Annotated in this window: 25 protein-coding genes; 15 read left to right on the top strand and 10 right to left on the bottom strand. The window is 72.0% G+C overall.

Annotated features, from left to right (window positions below; all coding sequences use genetic code 11):
* Positions 1 to 38: 38 nt before the first annotated feature.
* Both ADK41_RS07065 and nadE read left to right on the top strand, forming a co-directional pair.
* The gene (locus ADK41_RS07065) at positions 39 to 455 is read left to right on the top strand and encodes a hypothetical protein (protein WP_030826857.1); all 417 of its coding nucleotides are present in this window, start codon (positions 39 to 41) and stop codon (positions 453 to 455) included.
* Positions 456 to 684: 229 nt separating this feature from the next.
* Complete coding sequence (gene nadE / locus ADK41_RS07060; RefSeq protein ID WP_030826854.1) at positions 685 to 1,515, top strand: ammonia-dependent NAD(+) synthetase; 831 nt, start codon at positions 685 to 687, stop codon at positions 1,513 to 1,515.
* A gap of 135 nt (positions 1,516 to 1,650) precedes the next feature.
* Here the strand turns inward: nadE and ADK41_RS07055 are convergent, their stop codons facing one another.
* Positions 1,651 to 2,523, bottom strand: a complete 873-nt coding sequence (locus ADK41_RS07055) for an SGNH/GDSL hydrolase family protein (RefSeq protein WP_030826851.1) — start codon at positions 2,521 to 2,523, stop codon at positions 1,651 to 1,653.
* A 161-nt stretch (positions 2,524 to 2,684) separates the two neighbouring features.
* Here ADK41_RS07055 and ADK41_RS38855 point away from each other — a divergent pair, with 161 nt between their 5' ends.
* The 3 genes from ADK41_RS38855 to ADK41_RS07040 are packed head-to-tail and all read left to right on the top strand — an operon-like array spanning position 2,685 to position 6,011.
* Entirely contained in the window at positions 2,685 to 3,242 is a 558-nt protein-coding gene (locus ADK41_RS38855) for a helix-turn-helix domain-containing protein (RefSeq protein ID WP_234318813.1), read from the top strand.
* Between the two features lie 25 nt (positions 3,243 to 3,267).
* Positions 3,268 to 3,816, top strand: a complete 549-nt coding sequence (locus ADK41_RS07045; protein ID WP_030826845.1) for a TetR/AcrR family transcriptional regulator — start codon at positions 3,268 to 3,270, stop codon at positions 3,814 to 3,816.
* Between the two features lie 26 nt (positions 3,817 to 3,842).
* Complete coding sequence (locus tag ADK41_RS07040; RefSeq protein ID WP_030826842.1) at positions 3,843 to 6,011, top strand: MMPL family transporter; 2,169 nt, start codon at positions 3,843 to 3,845, stop codon at positions 6,009 to 6,011.
* A 617-nt stretch (positions 6,012 to 6,628) separates the two neighbouring features.
* Here the strand turns inward: ADK41_RS07040 and ADK41_RS07035 are convergent.
* Both ADK41_RS07035 and ADK41_RS07030 read right to left on the bottom strand, forming a co-directional pair.
* Positions 6,629 to 6,847: an EF-hand domain-containing protein gene (locus ADK41_RS07035; RefSeq protein WP_030826839.1), complete on the bottom strand. Its 219-nt coding sequence runs from the start codon at positions 6,845 to 6,847 to the stop codon at positions 6,629 to 6,631.
* A gap of 371 nt (positions 6,848 to 7,218) precedes the next feature.
* The gene (locus tag ADK41_RS07030) at positions 7,219 to 8,046 is read right to left on the bottom strand and encodes an alpha/beta fold hydrolase (protein WP_030826836.1); all 828 of its coding nucleotides are present in this window, start codon (positions 8,044 to 8,046) and stop codon (positions 7,219 to 7,221) included.
* A gap of 69 nt (positions 8,047 to 8,115) precedes the next feature.
* Here ADK41_RS07030 and ADK41_RS07025 point away from each other — a divergent pair, with 69 nt between their 5' ends.
* Together ADK41_RS07025 and ADK41_RS07020 are read left to right on the top strand one after the other, a co-directional pair.
* On the top strand, positions 8,116 to 8,571 hold the full coding sequence (locus tag ADK41_RS07025; RefSeq protein ID WP_037804286.1) for a MarR family winged helix-turn-helix transcriptional regulator: 456 nt from the start codon (positions 8,116 to 8,118) through the stop codon (positions 8,569 to 8,571).
* A gap of 483 nt (positions 8,572 to 9,054) precedes the next feature.
* A complete protein-coding gene (locus ADK41_RS07020) occupies positions 9,055 to 9,345 on the top strand; it encodes a WhiB family transcriptional regulator (protein ID WP_051843171.1) in 291 nt (96 codons plus the stop codon).
* A 189-nt stretch (positions 9,346 to 9,534) separates the two neighbouring features.
* Here the strand turns inward: ADK41_RS07020 and ADK41_RS07015 are convergent, their stop codons facing one another.
* Positions 9,535 to 9,993, bottom strand: coding sequence for an SRPBCC family protein (locus tag ADK41_RS07015; protein ID WP_030826830.1), 459 nt, complete (start codon positions 9,991 to 9,993; stop codon positions 9,535 to 9,537).
* A 127-nt stretch (positions 9,994 to 10,120) separates the two neighbouring features.
* Here ADK41_RS07015 and ADK41_RS07010 point away from each other — a divergent pair, with 127 nt between their 5' ends.
* From ADK41_RS07010 to ADK41_RS07000, 3 genes are read left to right on the top strand one after another with little or no spacing between them, the layout of a single operon-like run.
* The gene (locus ADK41_RS07010; protein ID WP_030826827.1) at positions 10,121 to 10,603 is read left to right on the top strand and encodes a GNAT family N-acetyltransferase; all 483 of its coding nucleotides are present in this window, start codon (positions 10,121 to 10,123) and stop codon (positions 10,601 to 10,603) included.
* Positions 10,604 to 10,642: 39 nt separating this feature from the next.
* The gene (locus tag ADK41_RS07005) at positions 10,643 to 10,894 is read left to right on the top strand and encodes a hypothetical protein (RefSeq protein WP_030826824.1); all 252 of its coding nucleotides are present in this window, start codon (positions 10,643 to 10,645) and stop codon (positions 10,892 to 10,894) included.
* Between the two features lie 38 nt (positions 10,895 to 10,932).
* Positions 10,933 to 11,175 (top strand): DUF5302 domain-containing protein, encoded by a 243-nt coding sequence (locus tag ADK41_RS07000; RefSeq protein WP_030826820.1) that lies wholly within the window; start codon positions 10,933 to 10,935, stop codon positions 11,173 to 11,175.
* Between the two features lie 115 nt (positions 11,176 to 11,290).
* On the opposite strand, the gene ADK41_RS06995 is transcribed toward ADK41_RS07000, so the two are convergent.
* From ADK41_RS06995 to ADK41_RS06980, 4 genes are all read right to left on the bottom strand, one after another.
* The gene (locus ADK41_RS06995; RefSeq protein WP_030826817.1) at positions 11,291 to 11,815 is read right to left on the bottom strand and encodes a hypothetical protein; all 525 of its coding nucleotides are present in this window, start codon (positions 11,813 to 11,815) and stop codon (positions 11,291 to 11,293) included.
* Between the two features lie 243 nt (positions 11,816 to 12,058).
* Entirely contained in the window at positions 12,059 to 12,676 is a 618-nt protein-coding gene (locus ADK41_RS06990; RefSeq protein WP_030826814.1) for a dirigent protein, read from the bottom strand.
* Between the two features lie 679 nt (positions 12,677 to 13,355).
* A complete protein-coding gene (locus ADK41_RS06985; RefSeq protein WP_030826811.1) occupies positions 13,356 to 13,652 on the bottom strand; it encodes an STAS domain-containing protein in 297 nt (98 codons plus the stop codon).
* Entirely contained in the window at positions 13,652 to 17,812 is a 4,161-nt protein-coding gene (locus ADK41_RS06980; protein WP_030826808.1) for a SpoIIE family protein phosphatase, read from the bottom strand. Before ADK41_RS06980 ends, ADK41_RS06985 begins: the two co-directional genes overlap by 1 nt.
* Before the next feature lie 269 nt (positions 17,813 to 18,081).
* On the opposite strand from ADK41_RS06980, the gene ADK41_RS06975 reads away from it, so the two are divergent.
* Positions 18,082 to 19,398 carry a PP2C family protein-serine/threonine phosphatase gene (locus ADK41_RS06975; RefSeq protein ID WP_030826806.1) on the top strand — a complete coding sequence of 439 codons (1,317 nt, stop codon included), beginning with the start codon at positions 18,082 to 18,084 and terminating at the stop codon, positions 19,396 to 19,398.
* Entirely contained in the window at positions 19,395 to 19,754 is a 360-nt protein-coding gene (locus ADK41_RS06970) for an STAS domain-containing protein (protein ID WP_030826804.1), read from the top strand. Before ADK41_RS06975 ends, ADK41_RS06970 begins: the two co-directional genes overlap by 4 nt.
* 388 nt (positions 19,755 to 20,142) lie before the next feature.
* On the opposite strand, the gene ADK41_RS06965 is transcribed toward ADK41_RS06970, so the two are convergent.
* Entirely contained in the window at positions 20,143 to 20,604 is a 462-nt protein-coding gene (locus ADK41_RS06965; RefSeq protein ID WP_234318784.1) for an ATP-binding protein, read from the bottom strand.
* A gap of 259 nt (positions 20,605 to 20,863) precedes the next feature.
* Between ADK41_RS06965 and ADK41_RS44195 the strand changes: the two genes are divergently transcribed.
* The gene (locus ADK41_RS44195; protein WP_030826799.1) at positions 20,864 to 21,088 is read left to right on the top strand and encodes a helix-turn-helix domain-containing protein; all 225 of its coding nucleotides are present in this window, start codon (positions 20,864 to 20,866) and stop codon (positions 21,086 to 21,088) included.
* A 479-nt stretch (positions 21,089 to 21,567) separates the two neighbouring features.
* On the opposite strand, the gene ADK41_RS06950 is transcribed toward ADK41_RS44195, so the two are convergent.
* On the bottom strand, positions 21,568 to 23,394 hold the full coding sequence (locus ADK41_RS06950; RefSeq protein ID WP_030826791.1) for a glycoside hydrolase family 3 protein: 1,827 nt from the start codon (positions 23,392 to 23,394) through the stop codon (positions 21,568 to 21,570).
* Between the two features lie 323 nt (positions 23,395 to 23,717).
* On the opposite strand from ADK41_RS06950, the gene ADK41_RS06945 reads away from it, so the two are divergent.
* Positions 23,718 to 24,269, top strand: a complete 552-nt coding sequence (locus ADK41_RS06945) for a GNAT family N-acetyltransferase (RefSeq protein WP_030826788.1) — start codon at positions 23,718 to 23,720, stop codon at positions 24,267 to 24,269.
* A gap of 737 nt (positions 24,270 to 25,006) precedes the next feature.
* On the top strand, positions 25,007 to 25,453 hold the full coding sequence (locus tag ADK41_RS06940) for a hypothetical protein (protein WP_234318783.1): 447 nt from the start codon (positions 25,007 to 25,009) through the stop codon (positions 25,451 to 25,453).
* The last annotated feature ends 63 nt before the right edge of the window (positions 25,454 to 25,516 follow it).

The raw sequence follows: 25,516 nt of genomic DNA, 5'->3' as shown, positions 1-25,516 counted from the left end.
CCGAGACCGCGCCGGCCGTCCTGCCGCGCACACCGGACGTGTGCGAGCGGCGGCTCGCCTCCCGGGAGCGGATACCGGGCGGCGAACCCGCCTCGCAGCCCCAGCCGGAGGTGCACCGGGTGGCCGGGGCCCGCGGGGCGGCCGCGTTGTACGCGGGCCTCGCCGAGGCGTACGAGCTCACGGGCCCGCAGCCGCGCCGGGCACGGGATCCGCACCCGGGTGAGGCGCTGGACGCCTGTGTGGCGGCGTACGCGAGCGCGTACGGCAGCCGCGACGCCCGGGAGTTTTGCCGGCTGCCGGCCGTGCGACTCGCGGCCGGGCCGCGTCCGGACCGGTACGGGGAGCTGACGGCCGTGGTGCTCACGCCGCCGGGCGGCCGGCCGGAGCCGACCCCGGGCTCCGCGGACGACTGGCTCCGCGCGGCACTGGAGCGCGACGGCGCCGGAGCGGCGTAGACCGGGGGGAGGAGCCGAAGGCCGCGGCCGTCGACCGTGGTTCGGCGCCGGGACACCGCGTACGTCCGGACAGGGCGTACGCGAAAGGGCCGGTCACCGTTGTCGCGCTCTTCCCGTCCTTGCGGGGCGTCCTCCGGAAGGACGGTGACCTGTCCGTCCGGATTCCCCGGGGAGCTCCTGGGTAGCCGGGGAGGCGACAGTACATCGTGAGCCGGAACGAGGAGCAGACGTGAGCGAGTCGGCGTCCATCGCCCTGCAGCAGGAGATCGCCCGGGAACTGGGTGTCGCCGAGACGTTCGAGGCCGAGCGGGAGATCGAGCGCCGGGTGGCCTTCCTCGCCGAGCGGCTGACCTCCACCGGCCGGCGTGCCCTCGTGCTCGGCATCAGCGGTGGCGTCGACTCCACGGCCGCCGGCCGACTGTGCCAGCTCGCCGTCGAACGGGCGCGGGCCGACGGACACGAAGCGCGGTTCTACGCGATGCGCCTGCCCTACGGTGTCCAGGCCGACGAGCACGACGCCCAGCGCGCGCTCTCCTTCATCCGGGCCGACCACGTGCTGACCGTGGACATCAAGCCCGCCGGGGACGCCGCGCTCGAGGCCGTGCTGGCAGCCGGGGTGAACTTCCGCGACGTCCGCCACCAGGACTTCGTGCACGGCAACGTCAAGGCGCGCCAGCGCATGATCGCCCAGTACGCGGTGGCCGGCGCGTACGACGGCCTGGTCGTCGGCACGGACCAGGCCGCCGAGGCGGTCACCGGCTTCTTCACCAAGTTCGGCGACGGCGCCGCCGACCTGGTCCCGCTGGCCGGCCTGACCAAACGCCGGGTGCGCGCCGTCGCGGACGCGCTGGGCGCCCCCGCCGATCTGGTGCGCAAGGTTCCGACGGCCGATCTGGAGAGCCTCGACGAGGGCAAGGCCGACGAGGACGCGCTCGGAGTGGCCTACGACGTCATCGACGACTTCCTGGAGGGCAAGCCGGTGGACGAGCAGTCCTTCGAAACGATCGTCCGCCACTACCGCCGCACCGACCACAAGCGCCGGATGCCCCTCACCCCCTGACGGGGGACCACCTCCCCCGCGGGGGGCGCCACCGGGCGAAGAGGCCCCTGCCCGGGCGGCGGCCGGATCGGGCGGCGCCGTCCAGGGAGCGAAGGCCGCGGGCGGCCCGGTCGCCGGGGGCGGAGCGCGCCGCCGTCAGCCCAGGCCGAGGACGCTCATGGTGTGCTCGGCCATGCGCCGTTCCCCGAGGGCGTTGGGATGGACGGGGACGAGGCTGCCGCCGAAGAGGAGAGGCTCGATCCAGCGGGTGCCGCCGGGCTTGCACGCGTCGTGGCCCTCGGAGACGCGGGAGAAGTCCACATAGGTGGCGCCGGTCTCTTCGCTGGCGCGTTCGACCGCCGCGTTGAGGTGTGCCTGGATGTCCCGCAGGTAGGGCACGTCACCGGCGGCGACCGGCAGCTTCACGAAGCAGGACGGGTCGGCCTCGGCCGGTGTGATCCACGGGTAACCCAGGACCGCCACGCGGGCGCCGGGCGCCTTGGCGCGTACGGCCCGCAGGGCGCTCTTCAGCGCGGGATAGGTGTTCGTGTCGATCTGGTCGGTGAAGGAGGTGCCGTGCGTGTCCTTGCAGGGACTGCCCTTGCCGCCGCTGAGGACCCCCGCGGTGCCGCAGGCCGTCAGGGCGTTGATGAAGGTGCCGTTGTCGTTGCCGCCGATCGTCAGCGTCACCAGGTCGGTGTCCGCGCCGACTGCGTTCACCTGGGGCGGGACCCCCGGGTACTGCGAGGTGGTGAAGTCCTTCGTCCGGGCGGCGCCGCAGGTCACGTCCTTCAGGTGGGCGCCCGTCCGGGCGGCGATCACATGGGGGTAGTTCGCGGTGGAGCGCAGGCACAGCAGGTTGGTGGGATCCACGGGCAGCACGCCCGAACCGGCGCTGTAGCTGTCGCCGAGGGCGACGTAGTCCAGCGACGCGGAGGCGTGGGCGGTGCCGCCCGTGAGGCTGAGGGCGAGCGCGCTGACGAGCGCGGATGATGTGGTCATGACATTCCGTAGGGCGTGCTTCGGCATGTGATCCCTCTTCTCGGGGGTGGGGACGGCGGGTGCGGCGGCCGACGGGGTGCGCCGTCGGCGAGGGCGGAGTGGCGCGAACGGGGGAGAGTGCCGGGCTGCGCAGTTACCGAGCGGTTCTACCGTCAAGTAATGTGCAGGTCCTCCGACGGGGAGTCAACATGGTTGACCGAACTTCTCGGAACGCTCACCAAAGCCCCCGGCCGGCCCCTGTGAACGCGCGAACCCACAGGTGCGAAGCGTTCGGGCCCCTGCCCCGCGTGCCGCAGACCGGCTCCGGCGCCACGACCCGCGAGGCCGCCCACTCGGCCGCCGCCCGGCTCCTCCGGAACCAGGGCCTCTCCAGGACCACCGTCCGCCGGATCGCGGCGGCGGCCGACACGGGTCCCGCACTGGTGATCCGTCATTTCGAGAGCGAAGAACTCCTGTTCCTGGAGGCGGTGCACCCGACGATCGACGACGAACCCACTGCTCGACGTGCCGCTGGAACGCCTGGGGGATCGACTCGCCGAACTCCTCGTCGGCCTCGACGGTTCCGTGCGGGGGTCTTCCCGGCCCCGGTGCACGGCGGCGACGAAGCCGCGGAGTCACCGTGCTCCGCCGGGCCTGACGTCCTTCGTGCGCGGGCCGGCGGAGCCGCCGTGTACGCCCCGCGCCACTTCCGGACAGAAGGAGTGACGCAAGCCACAGTGACATGCTGTCCGATCGGTCAGTTCTGACCGATCGGACAGTTATGGTTGAGGAATGGCACGCTCCGCCTCCGCCATGCGCGGTCAGATCCTGGAATCGGCACTGCGGCTGTTCGCCGTGCACGGCTTCCGCGGCACCTCGTTGCAGGACATCGCCTCCGACGCGGGCTGTTCGAAGGCGTCACTCCTCTACCACTTCGCCGGCAAGGAGAAGATCCTCACCGAGCTGCTGACCCCGGCCCGGGACGCCCTGGCCACGCTGCTCGACCGCGTGGCCGGACTGGAGGGCGGCCGGCTGGTGGAGGAGACCGTCACCGGGTACGTCGACCTGACGCTGCGGTTCCGCCGCGAGATCCGGCTTCTCTTCGAGGACATCGCCGAGATGTCCTGCCATCAGGACCTCGACGTCATGGAGTTGGCGAACGGACTGCTGGACGCGCTGGCCGGCCGCTCGCGACGGGCGCCGGCCCGGGTGGCGGCGTGGATGGTGCTGGGCGCCGTCTTCATCACCAGTGCCACCGATGACGAGGTGGCGCCGGACGAGGTGCTGCGCGCCGAAATGATCCGCAGTGCGCTGCGGGCGCTTGACCACACCCCCAGTTGACCCCTCAACGGAAAGACCCTTCCTCCATGGCGACTTTGCTGTACCGGCTCGGGCGGTTCTCCTTCCGCAGAAGAGGCCGAATAGCCGCGGTCTGGCTGCTCCTGCTGATCCTGCTGGGTGTCGGAGCCGCCACCCTGATGGGCCCGACCAGTGACAAGTTCTCCATGCCGGGCACCGAGTCCCAGCGGGCACTGGACGACCTCGGCCGGCAGTTCCCGCAGGCCGGCGGAGCCACCGGCGCCATCGTCCTCGCCGCGCCCGAGGGCGGGAAGCTGGATCCCGCCGCGGTGGCGCCCGTGGTGAAGGAAGCCTCCGAGATCGACGGCGTCACCGCCGCCATGGACCCGTTCCGGACCGGCTCCGTCTCCCAGGACGGCCGCTACGCCCTGATCCAGGTGCAGTTCGACAAGGCCGCCGACGAGGTCACCGACGAGCAGAAGTCGGCCTACGAGGCCGTCGGCGCCGACGCCGAGGGCCTGCGGGTCGAGCACGGCGGCGAGGTCATGGGCGGTGAGGTGGAGATCGGCTCCACCGAGGCGCTCGGCGTCCTGGTCGCCGCGGTGGTCCTGGTCGTCACCTTCGGCTCGCTGGTCGCCGCCGGCATGACCCTGCTGAACGCGCTGATCGGCGTCGCGGTCGGCATGGCCGGCCTCTTCTCCCTGACCAGCGTCATCGAACTGACCTCCACCGCCCCCGTCCTGGCGCTGATGCTGGGCCTGGCCGTCGGCATCGACTACTCGCTCTTCATCACCTCCCGCTACCGCCAGTACCTCACCGAGGGCCTCCAGCCCGAGGAGGCCGCCGGCCGCGCGACCGGCACCGCCGGTTCCGCCGTCGTCTTCGCCGGCGCCACCGTCGTCATCGCCCTGGCCGGCCTCTCCGTCGTCGGCATCCCCTTCCTGAGCGTGATGGGCCTGGCCGCGGCGGGCACCGTCGCCGTCGCCGTCCTGGTCGCCCTCACCCTGCTGCCGGCCTTCCTCTCCTTCGCCGGCAAGAAGATCCTGCCGCGCAAGCAGCGTCACGCGGACGGGTACGCCGCCGAGGGCGGCGCCACCGCCGAAGGCTTCGGCTTCGTCTGGGGCCGGCTCGTCGCCAGGCTGCGCGTGCCGTTCCTGGTCGTCGGCATCCTCGGGCTGGGCGCGCTCACCCTCCCCGCCCAGGACATGCGCATAGCCCTGCCGGACGCGGGCACCGCCGCCGAGGGCTCCCCGGCACGCGAGGCGTACGACCTGACGTCCGAGGGCTTCGGCGAGGGCTTCAACGGCCGCCTCGTCGCCGTCGTCAACGGTGCGGACGCGCAGTCCACCGCGGAGGCCGCCGAGAAGGCCACCGCCCTCATCAAGGACACCGACGGCATCCTGGCCGTGGCCCCGCCGCAGCTGAACGAGCAGGGCACCACCGCCCTGCTGACCATCATCCCCGAGGCCGGCCCGACCGCCGTCGCCACCGAGGACGCCGTCCACGACATCCGTGACCGGGTCGCGGACGTCGAGGGCGCCGACATCGCCCTCACCGGCGCGACCGCCCTGGGCATCGACGTCTCGGAGAAGCTCGCCGACGCCCTGCCGGTGTATCTGCTCCTGGTGGTGGGCCTGTCCATCCTGCTGCTCATGCTGGTCTTCCGGTCGGTCCTGGTGCCGCTGAAGGCGGCCCTGGGCTTCCTGCTCACCGTGGGCGCGACCTTCGGCGTCACCGTCGCCATCTTCCAGGAGGGCCACCTCGCCGGCCTGGTGGGCGTGGACACCCCCGGTCCGCTGGTGAGCTTCCTGCCGATCCTGCTCATCGGCATCCTGTTCGGCCTCGCCATGGACTACGAGGTCTTCCTCGTCTCCCGCATGCGCGAGGACTTCGTCCACGGCGCCGACCCGCAGGCGGCCATGGTCAGCGGCATGGGCCACAACGCCCGCGTCGTCACGGCCGCCGCGCTCATCATGACGTCCGTGTTCGGAGGCTTCGTCCTGATGGACGACCCGATCATCAAGTCCATCGGGTTCGCCCTCGCCGTCGGCGTGGTCATCGACGCCTTCGTCGTCCGCATGGCGCTGGTCCCGGCGGTGATGTCGCTGCTCGGCCGTGCCGCCTGGTGGCTGCCGGGGCCCGTCGACAAGGTCCTGCCCGACCTCGACATCGAGGGCGAGAAGCTGAACCGGCAGCTGGCCGCGGAGACGCGCGACGAGACCCCCGTCCCGGTCTGATCCGCGCACCGGCCGGCCCGGACCGCACCCCGGAGGGCGGGACCCGCACAGCGGGCCCGCCCTCTCCCCGTTCCCCCGCCCCACACGGAACGATTCGCCGGCCGGCCTGCCCCGCGCCCCTCGGACGGGCCCCTCACCCCGACGGTCGGTCGCCGGCGCGGTGAGGGGTGAGGACCGCGCTGAGGTCGGGTCGCGGGCGGATGAACCGAACGCCGTGCACGAGCGGAGCGGCCGACCCGTGACCACCGTGTGCTGGGTGGGGGCGCCGCCGCACCGCTTCCACGACGCGGCGCCGGAGACCGGAGCCGCCGCCGGACCGTTGCGCCGTCCGCGCCTGCCGTGCCGCGCTCTCGGACCGGAGGACGTCGAGGAGGCGCTCGACCGGTTCGCCGCCTCCGTGCGCTCGGCCCGGGCGAGGCGCTCGCGGCGAGCGGGCCCGTCACCGGTCCCGCACCTCGGCACGGAACCCCGAGGAGCGGGCACCGTCCGTCCGACCGCAGGGGTTTTGTGCGCTTGAGGCTGTCCGGGGCCGGACCGGCGAGCGACTGCCGTACCCGCTGAGGGCCCGGGTGGCCGGGGAACGGCTCCCTGGATCCGCCCGGGCCAGGCCGCCGTTGTCAGCGGTTCATGGCTGCCCAGAACTCGTCGAAGGACATCCGGCGGTCACCGTCGGTGTCGAGCGAGTCGATCAGTCCCCGGGCCTCCGACTCGGTGATCTCGCCGCCCTCCAGTTCCGCCACGACCTGCCGGTACTCCTCCGCGGTGACCAGGCCGTCACCGTCCAGGTCGTAGCGCTCGAAGACACTCCGCGCCGCCTTCTCCACCCTGTCCGCCATGTACGTCTTCCTTCCGCGATCTTCGCTGACGGCGCCAGCCTATCCGCCGGTCTCCGAGCGACCGGGCGAGCGGCCCCGCCCTTCCCGCCCGGCGTCCCTGCCCGACGGGACACGATCGAGACGCCGCACAGCGGCGCGGACCGCCGCACGGCCGAGCGCGCGCCGACGAGCCGTGTCCACCAGGACGCGATCCGGCCCTCGACGAGTCCCATGACGTGGTGGACGAGTGGCTGCGGCACACCGCCTCGCCCGGCCGCGACGACGCCCGATCCCGCGCACGCGGTCGCGGGACGGGCTTCATCCGTCGGCGAAGGCCCGCACACGGTCCGCTCCGGTGAGGACGCGGACGCCGGCGGTGTCCTTCGGCGCCGTCAGTCCAGGAAATCCACCAGCCGGTCGTTCAGTTGTTCCGGCGCGGTGAGTGGCAGGGAGTGGTGGGTGGCTCCGGGAAGCAGTGTCACCTCGCTTCGCGGGAGCGCCCGGCGGGCTTCGGCGGCGACCTCGGCGGAGTGGTGGGCACGGCTGTGTTCCGCGAGCAGGACCAGGACCGGCATGCGGAGGTCGGCGGCTCGGGGGCGGGCGCCGGCGATGAGCTTGCGGCCGGGAACGGTGGTGGACAGCGCGTAGAGTCGCTGCCAGGTCTCGTCCGGGTGGGTGTCCGCCGTCTCCCAGGCCAGGAAGGCGCGGGCGCGGGCCTGGCTCGGGCGGATCAGGGTGGGCAGTGCCCGCAGCAGGTAGCGGAGGCGGAACCCGGCGAAGACCTGGGTGGGATCGACGAGGGCGAGGCGGTCGACCCGCTGCGGTGCGTGCAGCGCGTACCTGACGGCCAGCCAGGCGCCGTACGAGTGACCGCACAGGTGAGTGCGGGCGAGCCCGAGCCCGTCCAGCAGCGCGTCCAGCCAGGCCGTCAGATCGTCGGCGCTCTTCAGCGGTGTGCCCCGGCGTTCGGTGCGGCCGGCGTCGCCCAGCAGGTCGACCGCGTGGACCCGGTACCGTCCGCCGAGGACCGGGGCGTTGGCGAACCAGACCAGGCCGGTGGCGGAGCCGCCGGGCAGCAGCACCAGAGGGCTGCCGTCCGCCGGGCCGTACACGTGGACCCGGGTGCGCCCGTACGGCGTGGCGACGTCGCGTTCCTCGGTGGACCCGGGCCAGCGGGCGCGGAGCTCGTCGTAGGCGAGGTCGAAAGCGGACAGGGACACGGGCCATTCCTCTCGCTCACCGATATTCTCGTTCAGCGAGATACTATGCGAGGGTTCGAGGGAGTGTGCATGAACGATCAGAGCCCGGCGATGGAACTGGTTCACCTGCTGCGCGCGGTGACCGTGGAGTTCGACCTGCTCGGCGCCGAGTTCGCCGCGCGCCACGGGCTGCATCCCACCGATGTGCGCGCGCTGATCCACCTGCTGGACGCGGCACGGGCCGGCACCCGCGCCACACCCGGCTGGCTCGGCGGGCAACTGCGCCTGAACTCCTCCGGGACCACCGCCCTGGTGGATCGGCTGGAGCGGCTCGGATGGGTCCGGCGCAGCAGGGACACGGCCGACCGGCGCCGTGTGCTGCTGGAGGTGGAGGAGGAGGCCGCGCGACTCGGGTGGGCCTTCTTCGGGCCGGTGATCGGCGAGGTGGTGGCGTCCGCGGAAGGTTTCGAGGCGGACGAGTTGGAGACGGTGCGCCGTTTTCTGGCCTCCGCGTGGGAGTCCGCCAGGCGGACGCGTTCGGCCTGACAGGACTTCGGCGCGACGGCGCGCGCGGCGACGCGTCCGGGGCCGTCCACGGGACGTGCGGATGGGGCGACCGTCACACCTTGGGCATCGACGTGGGGCGCGGCCGGCAAGGCGGTCGCCGCGGGGGAGTGGTCCGCGCGGCTCGTGGGGCCGCTCGCCCCCCAAGGGACGCCTGCGCCGCAACCTGAAGCCGTGGTTCTCGTCGCACACGGCCTGGTTCCGATGAGCGCCGTGGCACTGCTCGGCCTCGTGCGTCCGCCGTGGCCGATCCGCTGGGCCGCCGTCCCCCTCCCGCTCGTGCCGCTTTGCCCGCGTGCCGGCCCGCGAGCGCCGGCACGGCATCGAGGAGCGCCTCCGCACGGCACGAGCGCTGCCTGTCCGCCGGGTGCCGCGTACAGTGGACGGTGCGACCCCTGCCGGGCCTGCGGCACTCCGGTGCCGTGGCCATCTGCCGGCTTGGCCGGCAGCAGGCGGAGGTGCGCCATGACATACGACCGTCCCCTCTCCCACGCCCTCGCCGGCCCGCCTGGTGCCGCACGGGAATGGCGGCGCGAGGCCGCATGCGCGGGCGAGGACCCGGAGCTGTTCTTCCCCCTGGTCGAGCGGGACCGCGATCCTCAGGTGATGAGGGCCCGTGCGGTGTGTCGCTGCTGCCCGGTCCTGCTCGCCTGCCGCCTCTGGGCCATCAGGCACGGAGAGGACGCGGGCATCTGGGGCGCCACGACCGCCGCGCAGCGCCGTGCCATCCGTCGGGCGCTGCGCGGCGGGCGGTAGGAGCGAGATCCCCGGGAAACGGTGCGCGAACGCCACCGGGCGTGGCCGACCGGGGCAGGGGGAAACGGTCGCCGCGGCAGGCCCGGGCCGCAGTCGGCACCGCGGGCGGGACCGATGGGGGCGTCACGGTGCCGGCTACGGCGGCACGCGGCCGGTGCCCGCACCGCGGTGTCGTCGGGGTGAGGGCGCTCAGCCGGGGGTGATGCGGCCGCGCCAGGATCCGGACTCGTCCTCCCGCCGTTCGATGTACTCCTTGAAGCGCCGCATGTCGCCTTTGACGCGCCGGTCGATCGTCCCCAGCATGTCCGCGGCCTTCTCCGCGACTCCACCCGGTTCGACGTCCATCACGAGTTCCACCCGGGTGTGGCCGTCATCCACGCGCTGGAAGCGGACCGTGCCCTTCTGCTGGACGTCACCGCTGGTGGTGCGCCAGGTGATCCGCTCGTCGGGGAACTGGTCGACGATCTCGGTGTCGAACTCCCGCCGTACCCCGCCGATCTTGGTGGTCCAGTGGTTGTGGCGGGCGTCGAGTTGTGTGATCTCCTCGACGCCCTCCATGAAGTTCGGGAACTCCTCGAACTGGGTCCACTGGTTGTAGGCGGTGTGGACCGGGACCTCGACTTCCACTGCTTCCTTGACCGTGCTCATATCGGGCCTCCTTTCGCGCCGCGACGAGTACCCGGGAGGACTGCGACCTACCGGGGCGCCGGACGCAAAGGCGCCTGCGGGCCGGCGTCCGGTTCGGGCGGGCCCGAGGATGCGTAATACTCTCCACATGAAGTCGAGCATTACCCCTGGAGGTGGCGGGATCGCCGTGCGACGGGCCGTCGCCCGGGACGCCAAGCGGCTCACACGGCTCGTGCGCGGCTCGCGCGCCTACGAGGGCCCCTACGCGGCGATGGTCGCAGGCTACCGCGTCGGCCCCGACTACATCGAAGCCCATGAGGTCTTCGTGGCCGTCGACACCGACGATCCCGCGGGCCGGGTGCTCGGTTTCTACTCGCTGGTTCTCGTGCCGCCGGAGCTGGACCTGCTCTTCGTCGCGGACGGGACGCAGGGCCGTGGCATCGGGCGGCTGCTCGTCGAGCACATGAAGGCCGAGGCGCGGGCGGCGGGACTGGACCGTGTCCGCGTGGTGTCGCACCCTCCGGCCGAGGGGTTCTACCGCAAGGTGGGCGCGCTGCTCACCGGGACCGCCTCGGCGAACCCGCCCGCGGTGGCGTGGGACCGGCCCGAGCTGGAGTTCCTGATCGTGTGAGTTCTCCCGGCGGCGCCCCTCCAGGGGGTGAGGAGGGCCGTGACGACCGACGGCGCCCTCGTCCCCGTTCGGGACCGCGCGGGTGAAGTACCCTCCCGCACCTACCGGTTCCCGGTGAACCCGAGGGTCGTCGTGGACGCCGAGCCCCGCCCGGAGTGGGCCTCGTCCGGCTCCGCGACCACCGGGTCGTCCGCCCCGGCCGTCCGCGCGCACAGCGATCTGCGCACCCCGGCTCACCTGCTGACGGACGCCGGGCTGCGGCGCGGGCGGCCCGCGCGGTGCCCGGCATGACAAGCTGTGCTTTCACCGCCCGACCTCAGGAGGTCACCATGACCGCAGATTCTCCCTCGCAAGAAGGCCCGAAGACGGCTGACGCCGAGAGCGGCGCCCTGGCGCCCGACGACGACGGCCAGTACGACCTGAAGGGCAAGTTCCGGGAGGCCCTGGCGCGCAAGCGGGACAAGCAGGCGCAGGCCGCGGCTCGCGCTGCGAGCGCCGACGGGTCGAAGGTCCGCGGCGCGCACGGCCCGGCCGCGAGCCAGCGGTCGTTCCGACGGAAGAGCGGCGGCTGAGTTCGAACCGCCGCCGGACGGGACTCGGCGGGACACCGCTCGGCCGCCTCGCCGATGAGGCCGCGCCGGGTCCCGCCGGGTGTGCTCGGCCGCGAACGCGTACGGGCACGACGCTTCATGGGGAGGGCGGGGCCGCATGCCGGGCGGGGACGATCTGCCCGTCGTCGATGCGGAAGCTCTCGGTCGGTGAGCAGCCGATCGACGGCGTGACCAGCAGGCTGACGGCAACCGGTGCGGGCTCCGTACCGGAGGTGGAGAACGCGCACACCGCGTGGCGGCCGGTCAGCGGGAACCAGAACCAGGAATCCGCCTCGCCCACCGGAGCACGGTCCGATTCCCTCCAGGCGCCGTCCTCGAAGGTGAAGACCTGGAGGCGCACGGATGCCGCGAACGGGTCGGTCCGCGACCTCAGAGCGGTGAGTGTGAACCTGAAGTCCCCGTCCAGGACCGAGGTGGCGATCCGTCGGCTCTCCGCCGGCCGGGGTCCGGTCCGCGTTTCCTTCCCCTGACCGGTCGTCGGGCGGGCCTGCGGGTCGGCCGGCGACGGGTGCGGAGGGCCGCCGGTGGTGGCGCCGATCGTGGCCGCGGCGGCCGCCGCGGCGACACCCCAGCTGGTGAGTGTGCGGAAGTTCTTGATCACGACGTCTCCACGTGTGGTGAGGGGGCGTGTTCCCGAAGTGCCGCGCACCGTCTTTGAATCGGTGCGTCTCGGGGTCGGTCGAGGCTCATGCCGTCATCGGTCCGCATGACGCACCTCGGCCCGGTGGTTCGGGGGCGACGATCAGAATGGGCCTGTGACAGGGGCGGTCCGATGCCTGGCGCGGGCGGGAACCGTTGCTCTCGTCGACTGCGTCCCGGGCGGCGTCGGCGCCGCCCGACGCGGCTACTTGCCGAGGAAGGACGGAGAGACGGGCATCGGCGCCGCGGACGGACTGCGGCCGTCCTCGGCCCGATGAGGCGGCACGTCGGCCACCTCGAACGTGAGTTGCCAGGTCGCCGGCGTCAACACCCGTTGTGTCACCTGGCCACGAGCCTTACGGAACTCCCCGGTGCCGCCGGTGATCGCGTTGACGACCGGGGCCGGTACCGGAATTCCGGCTTGCTCGCCCTGGATGGTGATCTGGCCTTCCGGCAGCACCGCGGTCGACGTGCATGGTCCCGCGTTGCGTTCGAGGTCGGTGATGACGCAGAACCCGCCGATGCGCCCGACGAGGCGTTCCCCGGCTCCCTCGGCCGACGACAGATCCCCGCTGAAGACGAACTGGTCGCCGATGCTGCGGCCCGTTGCGCCCAGATCGAGCTCTTCGCCGACTCGCAGCCGAGCCTCTACGCGGATGGCGCGGCTTTTCACCGAGGAGCCGTCGCCAGGGCGGGCTGCCGCGGTCGGGGCCGCCTTCCGTGGGGCCACGTCGGCCGACGCGGACGTGATGACAGCGAGCCCGGCGGAGCAGCCGAGAACCGCGACGGTGAGGAATATGAAGGGCCGGCCGGCGAAGCCCATGGTCGCCTCCGTAGTGGTGGGAAGGAACGGGAACGTGGGAGAAGGCCCGTGGAACCACCGGGAGAACTCGTCATGCTCACCCTGGTGGTGACGCACTTCGTCCGCATGCATTGCATGACGGGCCCTCTGCCTGGCGGCAACGCTAATGACGGCCGTGGCGACGTGCTCGGCAGGGGGACGAGGACGGGGCCATTGGAGTGCATTTCCCAGGGCGGGGGCGAGGCTTCGCGTGGAGCGGATCCGTCCGGCCGGCGAAGACGCCGCGTGCGCCGCGTTCGACCGGGGAGTGCGACGCTGCTGCCCGAGCACCGCTGTGGGCACGGCGCGATGTACGACGGCTTCGACGGGCCGGACCGACACGGACGGTTGCGGCAGGCGCCGGCCGGGCTGTCACCGCCCCGGTTCCCCGGAGGTCGCCTCGCGCCGGCCACCGATGCCCCGCCGCGACCGAGGCCGGACGCCCCGCGCCCGCCGGACCGCCCGTTCCACCACGTCCACGGCCGGCCGACGACGTCACCGAGGCGGCCGCGCCGCCTTCACGGACGCCGGATACCGCATCACCCGCCTCGCCCGGGTCCTGCGGGACCTTCCCGTCGGGCTGGTGAGGCGGATCCGTGGCGACCGGCCGATGCGGTCGCCCGAGCCGCCGGCCTGCCCGGCCCGGGGCCGAGAAGCGCCGTCAGACGGTGTCCGGACCGTGCACGGTGGTCAGGCCGGCGAGTCCGGAGACTTCCAGTACGGGCGCCAGGAGCGGGGTGGCGATCAGCTCGATGCGATCGATGTGGCGGAAGAGGATGCTCAGACCGGCGCTGTCGAGGTACTCGATCCCGGTCAGATCGATGACGAGCGGACCCTCCGTGGTCTCGATCGCGCTGGCGAACGTGTCGGTGTTGCTCATGTCTATTTCGCCCACGGCCGTCAACTGGGTGACACCGTCGGGCCGTCGACTGGGAGTCAAGGTCAGAAGCGTAGTCATCAGGCGATCCTCGTGTGCATGTCGACGGTGGTACCGGCGGCGCCGGAGGTGATGGTGACCTGGTGCATCAGCGCCCGCATCAGTGCCACGCCACGGCCACGATGGGTGTTGGCCTCGGGCTGGGGCGTCTTCCAGCGGCCGGTGTCGGCGACGGTGAGACGCAGGTCGTCGACCAGCGCCTCGGCACGGAGCCGGACCGTGTCGCCGGGGGCGTCCCGGTGACCGTGCTCGATGGCGTTGGCGCAGGCCTCCCCGGCTGCCACCAGTACGTTCTGGACGGTGTGCGGGGGGAGTTCGCACTGGGCGAGCCAGCTGCGCAGGGCCTTGCGGACCGGCGCCAGCTGCGCGGACTCGGCGGGAAAGGACACGTCCAGCGGCGCCGGGTGCCGGTACAGCAGGAGCGCCACGTCGTCGTCGTAGCCGCCGACGGGCGCCAGCTGCGTCATGACCTGGGTGGCGAGGTCGTCGACCGCGATGTCACGGCCGGCCTGGACGGCTTCGCCGGCCTGGTCGATGCCGACCGTCAGAGGACGGCGCCGGCGTTCCACGAGGCCGTCGGTGTACAGCAGGAGGGTGGCACGGGCGGGTACGGTGCAGGTGCCTTCGGGGCGGTTCCGGCCGGGACGCACGGCCAGCGGCACGGAGCGTCCCTCGTCGAGGAGGACGGTGGTGCCGTCGGGGTGGGTGAGGATGCCCGGCGGGTGCCCGGCGCTGGAATAGGTGAGGCCGCCGGTGTCCGGGTCGAGTACCCCGCAGAACACGGTGGTGCACATGGCGCCGGGAACACCGGCGGCGAAGTGGTCCAGGGCCATCAGGGTCTGCGCGGGGCTGGAGTCCTGGAGCAGCAGGGCGCGGCAGGCGCTGCGCAGCTGACCCATGACGGTGGCGGCTTCGAGACCGCGTCCGACGCAGTCGCCGACGACGATGCCGATGCGCCCGTCCTGGAGCCGGACGGTGTCGTACCAGTCGCCGCCGACCTCCAGGGGGCGGGTGGCGGGTTCGTAACGGACGGCGAAGCCCTCGGGGAGGTTGGCCGGACCGAGGATGGAGCGTTGCAGGGCGAGAGCGGTCTCGCGCTGCTGGTCGATCTGATGGGCGCGGGACAGACCCTGGGCGAGTTGTCCGGCCAGGAGGGACAGCAGCAGCTGGTCCTCGCCGGTGAAGGGCCGATGGTCACCGAGGTCGATCCACACCACCATGGTGCCTTCCGGGTGGCCGACCGTGATGCCTGCCCCGGTGGTGTCGTCGACGGGCGTCAGCAGGGGCAGGTCCAGCCAGGCGGACAGCTGCTCCCGGCGCTCGGCGGGCAGATCCCGCCAGTGCAGGCCGGCCTCGGTCGCCGTCACCGACACTTCCTGGCCGGCGGTCGCGACGGCGGCCACCACACACTCGGCACGCCACAGCTTCTTCAGCTCCTTCAGGGAGCCCTCGAGGGCCTCCGGCAGGCTGGTCGCCTGGGTCAGCCGCATGCTCAGAGAAGCCTGGGCGCTCTTGCGCTGGACGGCGTAGTGCTCGGCGGTGACGTCACGGAAGGTCCCGACGGTCACCCGACGCCCGGTGTCCGGGTCCTGTGCCTGGTTGAAAGTGGCCGTCACCCACAGCCGGTGCCCGTCCCGGTGCGTCACGGGAATGGTGTAGGACCCCTTGGGATCGTTCAGCACCTGGGAGAAGGCGTCGTCGACCTCGCGATGCGCGTCGGGATCGGTCTCGGCGTCCGGCCACCAGGGGTGGACCGGCCGGTAGGGGAGGCCGTCGGGGCCGTAGCCGAGGATGTCGGTGAAGGCCGCGTTGATCTCGACGACGGCGCCCTCCTCGTCACAGACGAAGAACGCCTCCTGCAGGGAGTCCACCAGCGCCTTGCGCCAGCGTGCCTGATGGTTGCGCAGTCGCGCCAGCTCGACGTTGGCCTTCACCCGGGCGAGCAGTTCGGCCGCGGCGAACGGCTTGACGAGATAGTCGTCGGCACCGGCCTGCAGGCCCTCGATGGACGCCTCCTGCCCGGCCCGTGCGGACAGCAGCACCACCGGCACCGACACGGTCCGCGGATCGGTGCGCAGCGCCGCCACGAGACCGAGCCCGTCCAGGCCCGGCATCATCACGTCGCTGATCACCAGGTCGGGAGCGCCGGCACGGACCGCCTGCAACGCCGCCAGGCCGTCCTCGGCGGTGTCCACCTGGTACCCCGCGCCGTCCAGGAGCCGCGTGAGGTATTCACGCATGTCGGCGTTGTCGTCGGCGACGAGCACACGCGCCGCGACGGCGGGAGCGGTGGCGTAGCCCGAGGGGTCCGCCGCCGTCGCCGTCGTGCGCGCGTCCGCGGTGACCTCGTCCGGCAGCCAGCGCAGTGCTTCCTGCACGTAGGGGTCCGCGGTCGACACCCCACGGCCGTCCTCGGCCGGGGCGAGGGCGTCGGAGGGCAGGTGGGAGGCGCCGAACGGCAGACGGACGGTGAAGCGGGTGCCCTCGCCCTCGGTACTGTCGGCGGCGATCGTGCCGCCGTGCAGGCCGATCAGTTCCTTGACCAGGGCCAGTCCGATGCCACTGCCCTCGTTGGAGCGGGAGCGGGCGTTCTCGATGCGGTGGAACCGTTCGAACAGCCGCGGCATCTCCTCCCGGGGCACTCCGATGCCGGTGTCGGCGACGGTGACGACGGCGTGCGCGTCCCGGGCCCGTACGGTGACGGCGATCGAGCCCTCGAAGGTGAACTTCAGCGCGTTGCTCAGCAGGTTCAGGATCACCTTCTCCCACATCTCGCGGTCGATGTACACCCGCTCGGGGAGCCGGTCGCAGTCGATGCGGAAGTCCAGGCCGGCCTTGTCGACGGCGGACCGGAACACGCTGGCCAGATCGGTGGTGACCTGGGACAGGTCGACCGGCTCGTAACGGGCCCGCATCCGGCCGGCCTCGATGCGGGAGAAGTCCAGCAGGGAGTTGACCAGCTTGCCCAGCCGCAGCCCGTTGCGGTGGATGGCCTCCAGTTCCTCCCGCACCTGGGCATCGGCGTCCGCCAGCCGGGAGCGCAGTTCCTCCACCGGTCCCATGATCAGCGTCAGGGGGGTGCGGAACTCGTGGCTGATGTTCGAGAAGAAGGTGGTTTTGGCCCGGTCCAGCTCCGCGAGCTCCTCGGCCCGCCGCTGCTGCGCCTCGTAGCTGCGGGCGCTGGCGATCCCCGCCGCGAGGTGACCGGCGGTGAGTTCGAGGAAGCCGCGGTAGGCGTCGTCCAGGGCCCGGTACCGGTTCAGACCGGCCACCAGGAATCCGTAGGGGGCGCCGCCCTGTCGCAGCAGTGGCAGCACCAGTGCCTGTGAGGGCGGCTGCTGCCAGTCACCGGCCGGAAGGAGACCGCCGAACGGGAGGTCGGCGAGCGGCAGCAGCACGGACTCCCCGTGCGTCGGCGACGCCACGGGCCATGTGCCGGACCCGTCGGGCGGCAGGGTTTCGAGTGCGGCCGGGTGGTCCGCGGTCAGTCCGGTGGCATCCGCCAGGCGGGCGGTGCCGTCGCTCTCCAGAAGGTACGTCAGCGTGAAGGGCAGGTCGCGCCTGTTCCGGGCCAGCTGCTGGTGGGCGAAGGCGAGCCATTCCTGCTCGGTGCGGACCACGCTGGGATCGGAGCCGAGGTCGCGCAGGGTCGCCATCCGGCGCTCGCCGATGACGCGCTCGGTGTCCTCGCTGACCACGCACAGCATGCCGACCACCGTGCCGGAGTCGTCGCGCAGCGGACTGTAGCTGAAGGTGTGGTAGCTCTCCTCCGAGTAACCGGACCGTTCCAGGAACAACAGCAGGCCTTCGTCCCAGGTGGCCTCCCCCGTGGTCATCACGGTGTCGATCCGCGGGCCGATGTCCTTCCAGATCTCCGCCCACACCTCACTGGCCGGCCGCCCCAACGCCCACGGGTACTTGGCGCCCAGGGTGTCGCGCCGGTAGGCGGCGTTGCAGAAGAACGTGAGTTCCGGACCCCACGCCATCCACATCGAGAACCGGGACGACAGCAGGATGCTCACCGCGGTCCGCAGACTCTGCGGCCACTGCTCCGGCGGACCCAGCGGGGTCGTCGACCAGTCCACCCGGGCGAGGTCCGGACCGATCTCCTCGTCGGCAGTGAACACGTCTGCCCCGGGCGCTGCCACGATCTCGTGCGCAGCGTCTTCCGAACGCCTCACCGGACACCCTTTCCCTCGCACCGCTCGAGCGGGCGGTCGTCTCGACGCCCCGGCCGGCCGACTCCGTCCCGCCCTGCCGAGTGTCCGCCCCGTCCTGGAACGACACCGGGGAGGACGCCTGGACCGCCCCACCGCTGCCGCTGTCGCGGCCCGCGGGACCCGGGGGCCGCCCGCCACGTACGACGACTTCGTAGGATAAGCCAGTCGCCGGGCACATCAGCGACCGGCCGGCGAAGAACGAGCACGAGAACGATGAAACAGGGGAGACGATGACGGTGAGCCCTGCGGGGACCGCTCCGGCGGTCCCGGTCGCCGAGGAGGCGCGGCTGGCCGCCGTCCGTCGCTACCGGATACTGGACACGCCGCCCGACGGCGCCTTCGACCGGATCGCGTCCCTGGCCGCACGCTTCTTCGACACGCCCATGGCCACCGTGGCGATCGTCGACACCGACCGGGTGTGGTTCAAAGCCGCCCACGGCCTCGACGGCGTCACCGAGATCGACCGCGAGCCAGGTCTGTGCGCCTCCGCCATCCTCCACGGCGAGCCCTACGTGGTGAAGGACGCCGGCACCGATGCGCGTGCGTTCGCCGATCCCCTGGTCCAGGGGGAGCCAGGAATCCGTTTCTACGCCGCCGCACCGATCACCACGGCCGACGGACAGCGTCTGGGCACCGTCAACGTCCTGGACACCCGCCCCCGCGAACCCACCGACGACCAGCTCGAAGCCTTGCAGGACCTGGCCGCCCTGGTCATGGACGAGCTCGAACTGCGGCTGTCGGCCATGCGGACGATCGCGGCCGAACGCGACCGGCGCGCGGAGGCCGAGCGCCTCGCGCGAGCCCTGCAGCGCACCCTGCTGCCACCGGCCCTGCCCGACGTGCCCGGACTGCACGCCGCCGCCGCCTACCACCCGGCCTCCGCGGACGAGGTGGGCGGAGACTTCTACGATCTGTTCCCGCTGGACGACGGACGGTGGGCGTTCTTCCTGGGCGATGTGTGCGGCAAGGGCGCGGGTGCTGCCGCGCTGACCTCGTTGACCCGCTACACCCTGCGCGCCGCCGCCATCTACGACCCGGATCCGTGCGCCGCGTTGTCCAACCTGGACACCGTCCTCAAGGGGGAGTACCAGGGCAGCGATCCCCGTTACTGCACGGCGGCCTTCGGCGTCCTGCAGCCCCTGCCCGACGGCTCCCACGCCATCACGCTGGCCGGCGGCGGGCATCCCTCCGCCCTGGCCGTGCGTGCGGACGGTTCCGTGGAACCGATCTCCACGGCGGGCGGCCAACTCGTCGGCATGCTGCCCGACCCGCAGTTCGTGCAGACCACCACACGGCTGCGGCCCGGCGAGAGCCTTCTGCTGTACACGGACGGCCTCACGGAAGCACGCACCGTCGACGGCGCGATGCTCGGTGAGGACGGTCTCACCCGCCATCTGACCGCCACGGCCCCTCGCACGGCGCATGAACTGCTGCGCTCGGTCGAGACGTTGTTGCAGCAGATGGGCGACGGCGTCAGCGACGACACCGCCTGCCTGGCCCTGTCCGTACCCGCACCTTCCACGCCCAGCCCTCAGGAGAACCGATGATCGAGAACGAGTACCTCCTGGCCGTCACCCCGCATCAGACCCCTTCGGGACCTCTCGTCCTGGAGGTCAGGGGCGAGTTGGACCACCACACCGCCCACCTCCTGTCCCGAGCGGTCGACGACGCCGCCTTCGACGACAGCGGCGTGGTCATCGACCTGACCGGCCTGACCTACTGCGACTCCACGGGCATCACCGTGCTCATCAGCGCCTACCAGAAGTCACAGGCCACCGGCGCCCCGCTCAGCCTGGCCGGTGTCAATCCGGACCAGATGCGCGTCTTCAGCGTCGTGGGACTCGACCAGGTCTTCACGTTCCACCCCAGCACCGAGGCGGCCGTCGCGTCCCTGCGGAAGTGACCGGGCCGCCCGCCCCGGCTCCCTCGCCCGGTCGCAGTGGTGGGGAGGGGCCGAGGACCGAAGTGCTCACCCGCGAGCGTACGGAACGACCGGTCCGGGAGGCGGAACACGGTGATCGCCTGTGCCCGGCGTTCACCGATGACGAGGAGCGGCGCCGGGGCGTCACCGCCTGTCCGTCCGCCGGGCTCGAGCGCGGCGAGCGGATCATGTACGTCGCCGACCGGAGCGCCCCGGGGGACGTCCTCGGCCGGCTGAGCGCGTCCGGGACCGGTCCGGGACCCGCGCCGGAGAGGGGCCGGCCCGTGGTGGTGACGGCCGACGAAAGCTGTCCGGCAGCCGGCTCGTCCGACCCCGACGGCAGGTGCCGAACGGGCCGGCCGTCACGGACTCAGCTCAGCGCGATACGCGCGGTGACGCGCTTGCCGGGCGGCTCACGCCGGATGTCGACGTCCCGGCTCAACGCGGCGACGATTTCCAGACCGTGCTGTCCCACCCGGCAGGGGTCGGCGGGCCTGGGCACCGGCAGGGTGGTACCACCGTCTCGCACGGTGACGGTCACCATGTCGTCCGCACGTGCCAGCACCAGTTCGATGGGATCGGACCCGTACTTGACCGCGTTGGTCATCAGCTCGCTCACCACCAGGAGGACAGCCCCCACGGCGTCCTCCGGCAACGCATGCCGCCGGCCCTTCCCCGGGGCGGCGAGGTATCCGGCCGCGAAGTCGCGTGCGTCGGCGATGCGCAAGGTGTCCCGGCCGAATGTCATCGAGACCTCTCGCAGGCCCGCGTCAGCCGGTGCGCGTCCGATCGACGAGCCGTTCGGTCCGGTATCGCCCATGCCAACCGCCACGTCACTCCCGCATGTCGCACGGCACGCTGACGTCTCCCGCGTGTAGGAAAATCTGCCGCTCCTACAATAGTTCCGTCATTCGGGGATGCTTGCCTGCCTCGGACTCCGAGGAGCCCCCCCCGTGGCCCCCGGCCAGGTGCGTATCGCCGTGCGGGCGGCGGGCGCGAACCCCGGCGGCACGTCTTCGTTCTGTGGCTTGTCCCCTGTCCGGGGTAGACGACGATCACAGCCGGATGTCGATCACCGAAGGAGACGAGTCGTGGACAAGGGCAAGCAGATCACGGGTGCGGCCCGCGAGGAGCTCATGCGGGAGATGAAGAAGCAGTACGAGAACGGCCTGTCCATACGGGCCGTCGCCGAGGCGCACGGGCGGTCGTACGGGTTCGTCCACCAGGTGCTCACGGAGGCGGGCGTCCCTCTGCGCAGCCGAGGCGGGGACCGTTCACACCGACGGCTCGAGAAGGCCGGGCGTTCGCAGAGGTGACGACGACCCCTCCCGCGGGGAAGCGGCCGATGCCGGCGTACACCGGTGTGCAGGCCCGGTTCCACGCCCGCGCGATCTGTCGGGTCCGCCCGACCCGACAGATCCGCTTCGCCGGCCGGGATCCGGCGAAGGCCGTCGCCCTGGCCGAGGAGCTCCCAGCCGTACTGGTGGGCGAAGCCCGGGCCGTGCCCACCTGTGCCGAGGCGCTCGACGGCGCGGACATCGCCGCCGCGACGACGCACACCGTCGAACCCGTGATCCGCCGTTCCCGGCTGACACTTCTTCGGCCCGCTCCGACCCCGGCTGCGGGCATGGATCCGCGTTGTTCGCCTCGACCGGGGCCGGAGCGGCCGGTTCCGCTGCGCGGCGTACTGCTTCACGCCGCCGAGCGGCGAGCCGCGGCACCGAGCCGATGACGCCACCGTGCCCCTCCTCGCCGGGTAAGTCCGGTACCCGGCGGAACCGGTGGACCTGTTCGGTCAGTCGTCGTAGGACAGGCCGTGCCCGGAGCGGAAAAGGACCTTGGCCGGGTCGTCGGCCCGCTGGACGGGCACGGGCAGTTTGCCGCGCGGCTCGACCCGTCCGGCGATCACCCGGGCGGCGGCGCGCAGTTCGACTTCGGTCCAGCAGTAGGAGACGAGTGAGGCCGGGACGTCGCCGAGGTGGGCGATGTCGTAGGGGTTGCGCACCGCGAGGTGGACGACCGGGACGCCCGTCGTGAGCAGCCGGGACACCAGGGTGCGCTGGGCGCTGGTGGCGTCGACGTTGTCGGTGGTGACCACCACCGCGTCACGTCCCTGTGCGGCGGCCACGGCCTCGTCGATCTTCGCCGCGTCGGGCGTCCGTCCGGTGGCGAGGTGGGTGGTGCTGTAGCCCAGTTCGTCGAACGCCCTGGCCAGCTCGGGCACCGTGGTGCGGGTGTCGTCGGTCGGGAAGGCCGGGTCGGCGCCGACCACGAGCAGCTTCTTCTGCCGGCGGCGCAGCGGGAGCGCCTCGTCCTCGTTGACCAGCAGGGTGGTGGTGCGCTCGGCGATCCGGGCGGCGGCGAGCCGGTGCTTGCGGGCGCCGACGACCCGGTCGACCTCCTTCGGGGAGAGGTAAGGGCTGCCGCTGAGCAGGCCGACCTTGTCCTTGAGCCGCAGGATCCGCAGGACCGAGGCGTCGAGTCGGTCCTCGGGGATCTCTCCGCTGCGGACGGCGGCCAGGACGCCGTTGTAGGCGATGTCGATGTCCGGCGGGAACAGCAGTTGGTCGGCGCCGGCCTTGAGGGCGAGGACGGGCACGCGGTCGTCGCCGTACTTGGTGCGCACGCCTGCCATGTTGAGGGCGTCGGTGACGATCACGCCGTCGAAGCCGAGTTCGTCGCGCAGCACGCCCTGGAGGATCGCGGGCGACAGGGTGGCCGGTTCGTCGCTGGGGTCGAGCGCGGGGACCTGGAGGTGCGCGGTCATGATCGAGTCGACACCGGCGGCGATCGCGGCCTTGAAGGGCGGGGCGTCGATGCGGTCCCACTCCTCGCGGGTGTGGGTGATCACGGGCAGCCCGGTGTGGCTGTCCTCCCCGGTGTCCCCGTGACCCGGGAAGTGCTTGGCGCAGGCCACGACGCCGGCCTGCTGATATCCCGTCACCTGGGCCGCCACCATACGAGCGACCTCGCGGGCGTCGGCGCCGAAGGAGCGGACGTTGATGACGGGGTTGGCCGGATTGACGTTGACGTCGGCGACCGGGGCGAAGTTCTGGTGGATGCCCAGGGCGGCGAGTTCGGTACCCGATATCCGTCCGGCGGTGCGCGCGTCGGAGAGCGAGCGACCCGCGCCGAGCGCCATCGCGCCGGGCAGTTGGGTGGCGCCGCCGCCGATGCGGACGTTGGCCCCGTGCTCCTGGTCGATGGAGATCAAGGACGGGACGGGGGTGGGCAGGGCGAGCGATGCCCGCTGCACACCGTTCGTCAGGTCCGCGATCTGCCGGGGGTTCTGGATGTTGTTGGTCCAGCCGGAGAAGTAGATGACACCGCCGATGTGGTACTTGGCGATGAGCTCGGCCACGGTGCGGACGCCGAGTTCCCTGAGGTTGCGGTCCTGGTCGAACCGGCTGGGAGAAGTCGCGGACGCACCGTAGAAGTACGGCACGAACAACTGGCCGATCTTCGCCTCGATGCTCATCCTGGAGATGATCCTCTTGAGGCGGTTGTCACGTTTGTGCGCGACCGCGGGGGTGGCCGCCGCACCCACGACACCCGTTGCACTCGCGGCGACCACGGTCGCGGAGGTGAGAACGGCTCGCCTGGACAGACCTCGGTCCTGCATGCGGACATGCTCCTTCCGGCCTTGCTCATCAACGGGGTCGAAGGAAACGCGAAGTACTCCGAACGGCGGGAAACGTAGCCGCAGATCACGGTCGGGACAAGAGGTCTAGACAAAATGGGCCCAGACGGAACGGAGGCTTCCTTGCCGTATGCACAAGTGCCTTGAGCTGGGCTGACACACGGAACACACCGCTTCCTGCGATCTTCGGGGTGCCTGGTGCTCCGGTCGTGGAGCGTCGTGTGCTTGGTGCTTGGTGCCTGGGACTCTGCGCCGCTGCCGGAAACTCAGGTGGCCACGGCGCGCTGTCCGGGTAAGGTCGGGCCATGCCCGAGCTAAAGCGGCTGCATGCCGGTCATGCCCCGGCGGTCCTGGCCTTCGAGTCGGCGAACCGCGCCTACTTCGCCGCCTCGGTCCCCGACCGCGGCGGCGACTTCTTCGACCGGTTCACCGCCCGCTACAACGCCTTGCTGGCTGAGCAGGCAGCCGGCGTCTGCGCCTTCCACGTGCTCGTCGCCGAGGACGGCTCGGTGCTCGGCAGGTTCAACCTGGTCGACATCGAGGGCCACACCGCGGAACTCGGCTATCGGGTCGCCCAGCATGTCGCCGGCCGTGGCGTGGCGACCGCGGCCGTCCGGGAGCTGTGCCGGCTGGCGGCGGCCCAGCACGGGCTGCGCACCTTGCGGGCGGCCTCCGCCCGCCGCAATGCCGCGTCCCAAAGGGTGCTGACCAAGGCCGGGTTCGTCCCTGTCGGCCCGGCCGACCCGGCCCACCTCAGCGGTGAACCGGGCACCTGGTATCAGCGCGACCTGGTGCTCCGGCCGGAGCCTGCGGTCTTGCCGGGAAACCGACTGAGGGACGGGGCGACCACCGGCTGATCACCGCTGTGTGAAGACCGAAGAGCATGCGGTGACCGCAGGTCGCAGCGTAGACCCGGCCTGCCGGCAGGAGGTGTTCGAGATTCCGATGTCCCGGACGGCGAGCCGGTTCGCGGGTCGAACCCCGGTGTCGAGTGAGGGACTTGCTGCCGGGGCCGCTGTCGGACCTACCGCGCGGGAACTGCTGGAGCGTCGCCGAGTGGGCCGGGGGGCAGTCCGGACGGTACGCGGTGCTTGCCCGGCCCGACAGCCGCTGACGCTGTGGCTGGTCACTCACGAAGCCGTCCTGCGCCGGCGCGCCGCCGTCCGCCCTCCCGTCATGCGGGAGCAACCGCGGCGCCCGCGTGAGCGGGCCGAACCACTCGACGTGGCCCGGTGGGAGAACCTCATCGGCGCGTTCCGCGTTGAGGCGGTCGACGAAGTCGAAGCCGGCTGCCGCAGGCCGCCGACGAGGAGCGGCAAGCGCCACCTCGCGCAGGAGGTCCCGGGCGACGTCACCGTCCCCCGGGCTGAGGCAGCCGGGCGGCCACAAGGCCACAACGAGGGCGCAACGGGTGGGTGGCGGCGCTGCGACTCGGTGCGGGTCGTCCCTACCATCCGGCATACAGGGGGTACGACAAAGAGCGATCCCCCGGCAAGGGGGCTTTGTGCGGTCGATCGTTCCACGGCCGGTACTCCGGCGCTTGGCTGGCGTCGTCGCGATCGGCGTGGCCCTGACCGCAAGCTCAGGGTGCACGGTGCCCGTCGACGCCGTCGCCGGCGTCTCCGTGACCGCCGACGGCCGTCTGCTCGGTGTCATGATGATCTGCGGGCATCGGATCGATGGCGCGACCCTCTCCGTGGACGGCACCGACGTCGACGGTGAGGAGATCGTCGGTTCATGGACCGCCGACCGCCCCCTCACGGCCGGTCTCGCCACGTGGATACTCGATTCCCCATCCGCCGGCTGGGCCGCCACTGGATCTCTCGCTCCGCTCACCGCTGAAACCGACTACGTCCTCTACGGCTGGACCAAGGACAACGCGTGGTCGTCGAGCGGCGTCTCCTTCACCCTGGCCGACCAGGACCGGCTCACCCCGGGGATGGTGCGTTATGACGACGTCGAGGGCGACGGCGGCGGTCCCGCGATCACCGTCCCCGTGGCGGAGTTCGAAGCCAGGGCCTGCCGGATTCATCGCGAGTGATCGCCGGCGGTTCCGGATCGGTCCCGCTCCTGTGGCGGCGGTGAGGAGGACGCCTTCTGTCCC

It is taken from the genome of Streptomyces caelestis (assembly GCF_001279005.1).
Taxonomy (GTDB): Bacteria; Actinomycetota; Actinomycetes; order Streptomycetales; family Streptomycetaceae; genus Streptomyces; species Streptomyces heliomycini.
The sequence above is the reverse complement of the archived record's forward strand: the minus strand, read 5'-3'. Positions and strand labels throughout refer to the sequence as shown.

Coding starts and splice junctions, on each gene's coding strand:
- ADK41_RS07045 (WP_030826845.1), top strand. CDS start 3,268: ATGGCACGCTCCGCCTCCGCCATGCGCGGTCAGATCCTGGAATCGGCA.
- ADK41_RS06975 (WP_030826806.1), top strand. CDS start 18,082: ATGACGGTGAGCCCTGCGGGGACCGCTCCGGCGGTCCCGGTCGCCGAG.
- ADK41_RS07020 (WP_051843171.1), top strand. CDS start 9,055: ATGACATACGACCGTCCCCTCTCCCACGCCCTCGCCGGCCCGCCTGGT.
- ADK41_RS06990 (WP_030826814.1), bottom strand. CDS start 12,676: ATGGGCTTCGCCGGCCGGCCCTTCATATTCCTCACCGTCGCGGTTCTC.
- ADK41_RS38855 (WP_234318813.1), top strand. CDS start 2,685: ATGGTTGACCGAACTTCTCGGAACGCTCACCAAAGCCCCCGGCCGGCC.
- ADK41_RS07035 (WP_030826839.1), bottom strand. CDS start 6,847: ATGGCGGACAGGGTGGAGAAGGCGGCGCGGAGTGTCTTCGAGCGCTAC.
- ADK41_RS07000 (WP_030826820.1), top strand. CDS start 10,933: ATGACCGCAGATTCTCCCTCGCAAGAAGGCCCGAAGACGGCTGACGCC.
- ADK41_RS07055 (WP_030826851.1), bottom strand. CDS start 2,523: ATGCCGAAGCACGCCCTACGGAATGTCATGACCACATCATCCGCGCTC.
- ADK41_RS06950 (WP_030826791.1), bottom strand. CDS start 23,394: ATGCAGGACCGAGGTCTGTCCAGGCGAGCCGTTCTCACCTCCGCGACC.
- ADK41_RS06945 (WP_030826788.1), top strand. CDS start 23,718: ATGCCCGAGCTAAAGCGGCTGCATGCCGGTCATGCCCCGGCGGTCCTG.
- ADK41_RS06985 (WP_030826811.1), bottom strand. CDS start 13,652: ATGACTACGCTTCTGACCTTGACTCCCAGTCGACGGCCCGACGGTGTC.
- ADK41_RS07010 (WP_030826827.1), top strand. CDS start 10,121: ATGAAGTCGAGCATTACCCCTGGAGGTGGCGGGATCGCCGTGCGACGG.
- ADK41_RS07015 (WP_030826830.1), bottom strand. CDS start 9,993: ATGAGCACGGTCAAGGAAGCAGTGGAAGTCGAGGTCCCGGTCCACACC.
- ADK41_RS07025 (WP_037804286.1), top strand. CDS start 8,116: ATGAACGATCAGAGCCCGGCGATGGAACTGGTTCACCTGCTGCGCGCG.
- ADK41_RS07040 (WP_030826842.1), top strand. CDS start 3,843: ATGGCGACTTTGCTGTACCGGCTCGGGCGGTTCTCCTTCCGCAGAAGA.
- ADK41_RS06970 (WP_030826804.1), top strand. CDS start 19,395: ATGATCGAGAACGAGTACCTCCTGGCCGTCACCCCGCATCAGACCCCT.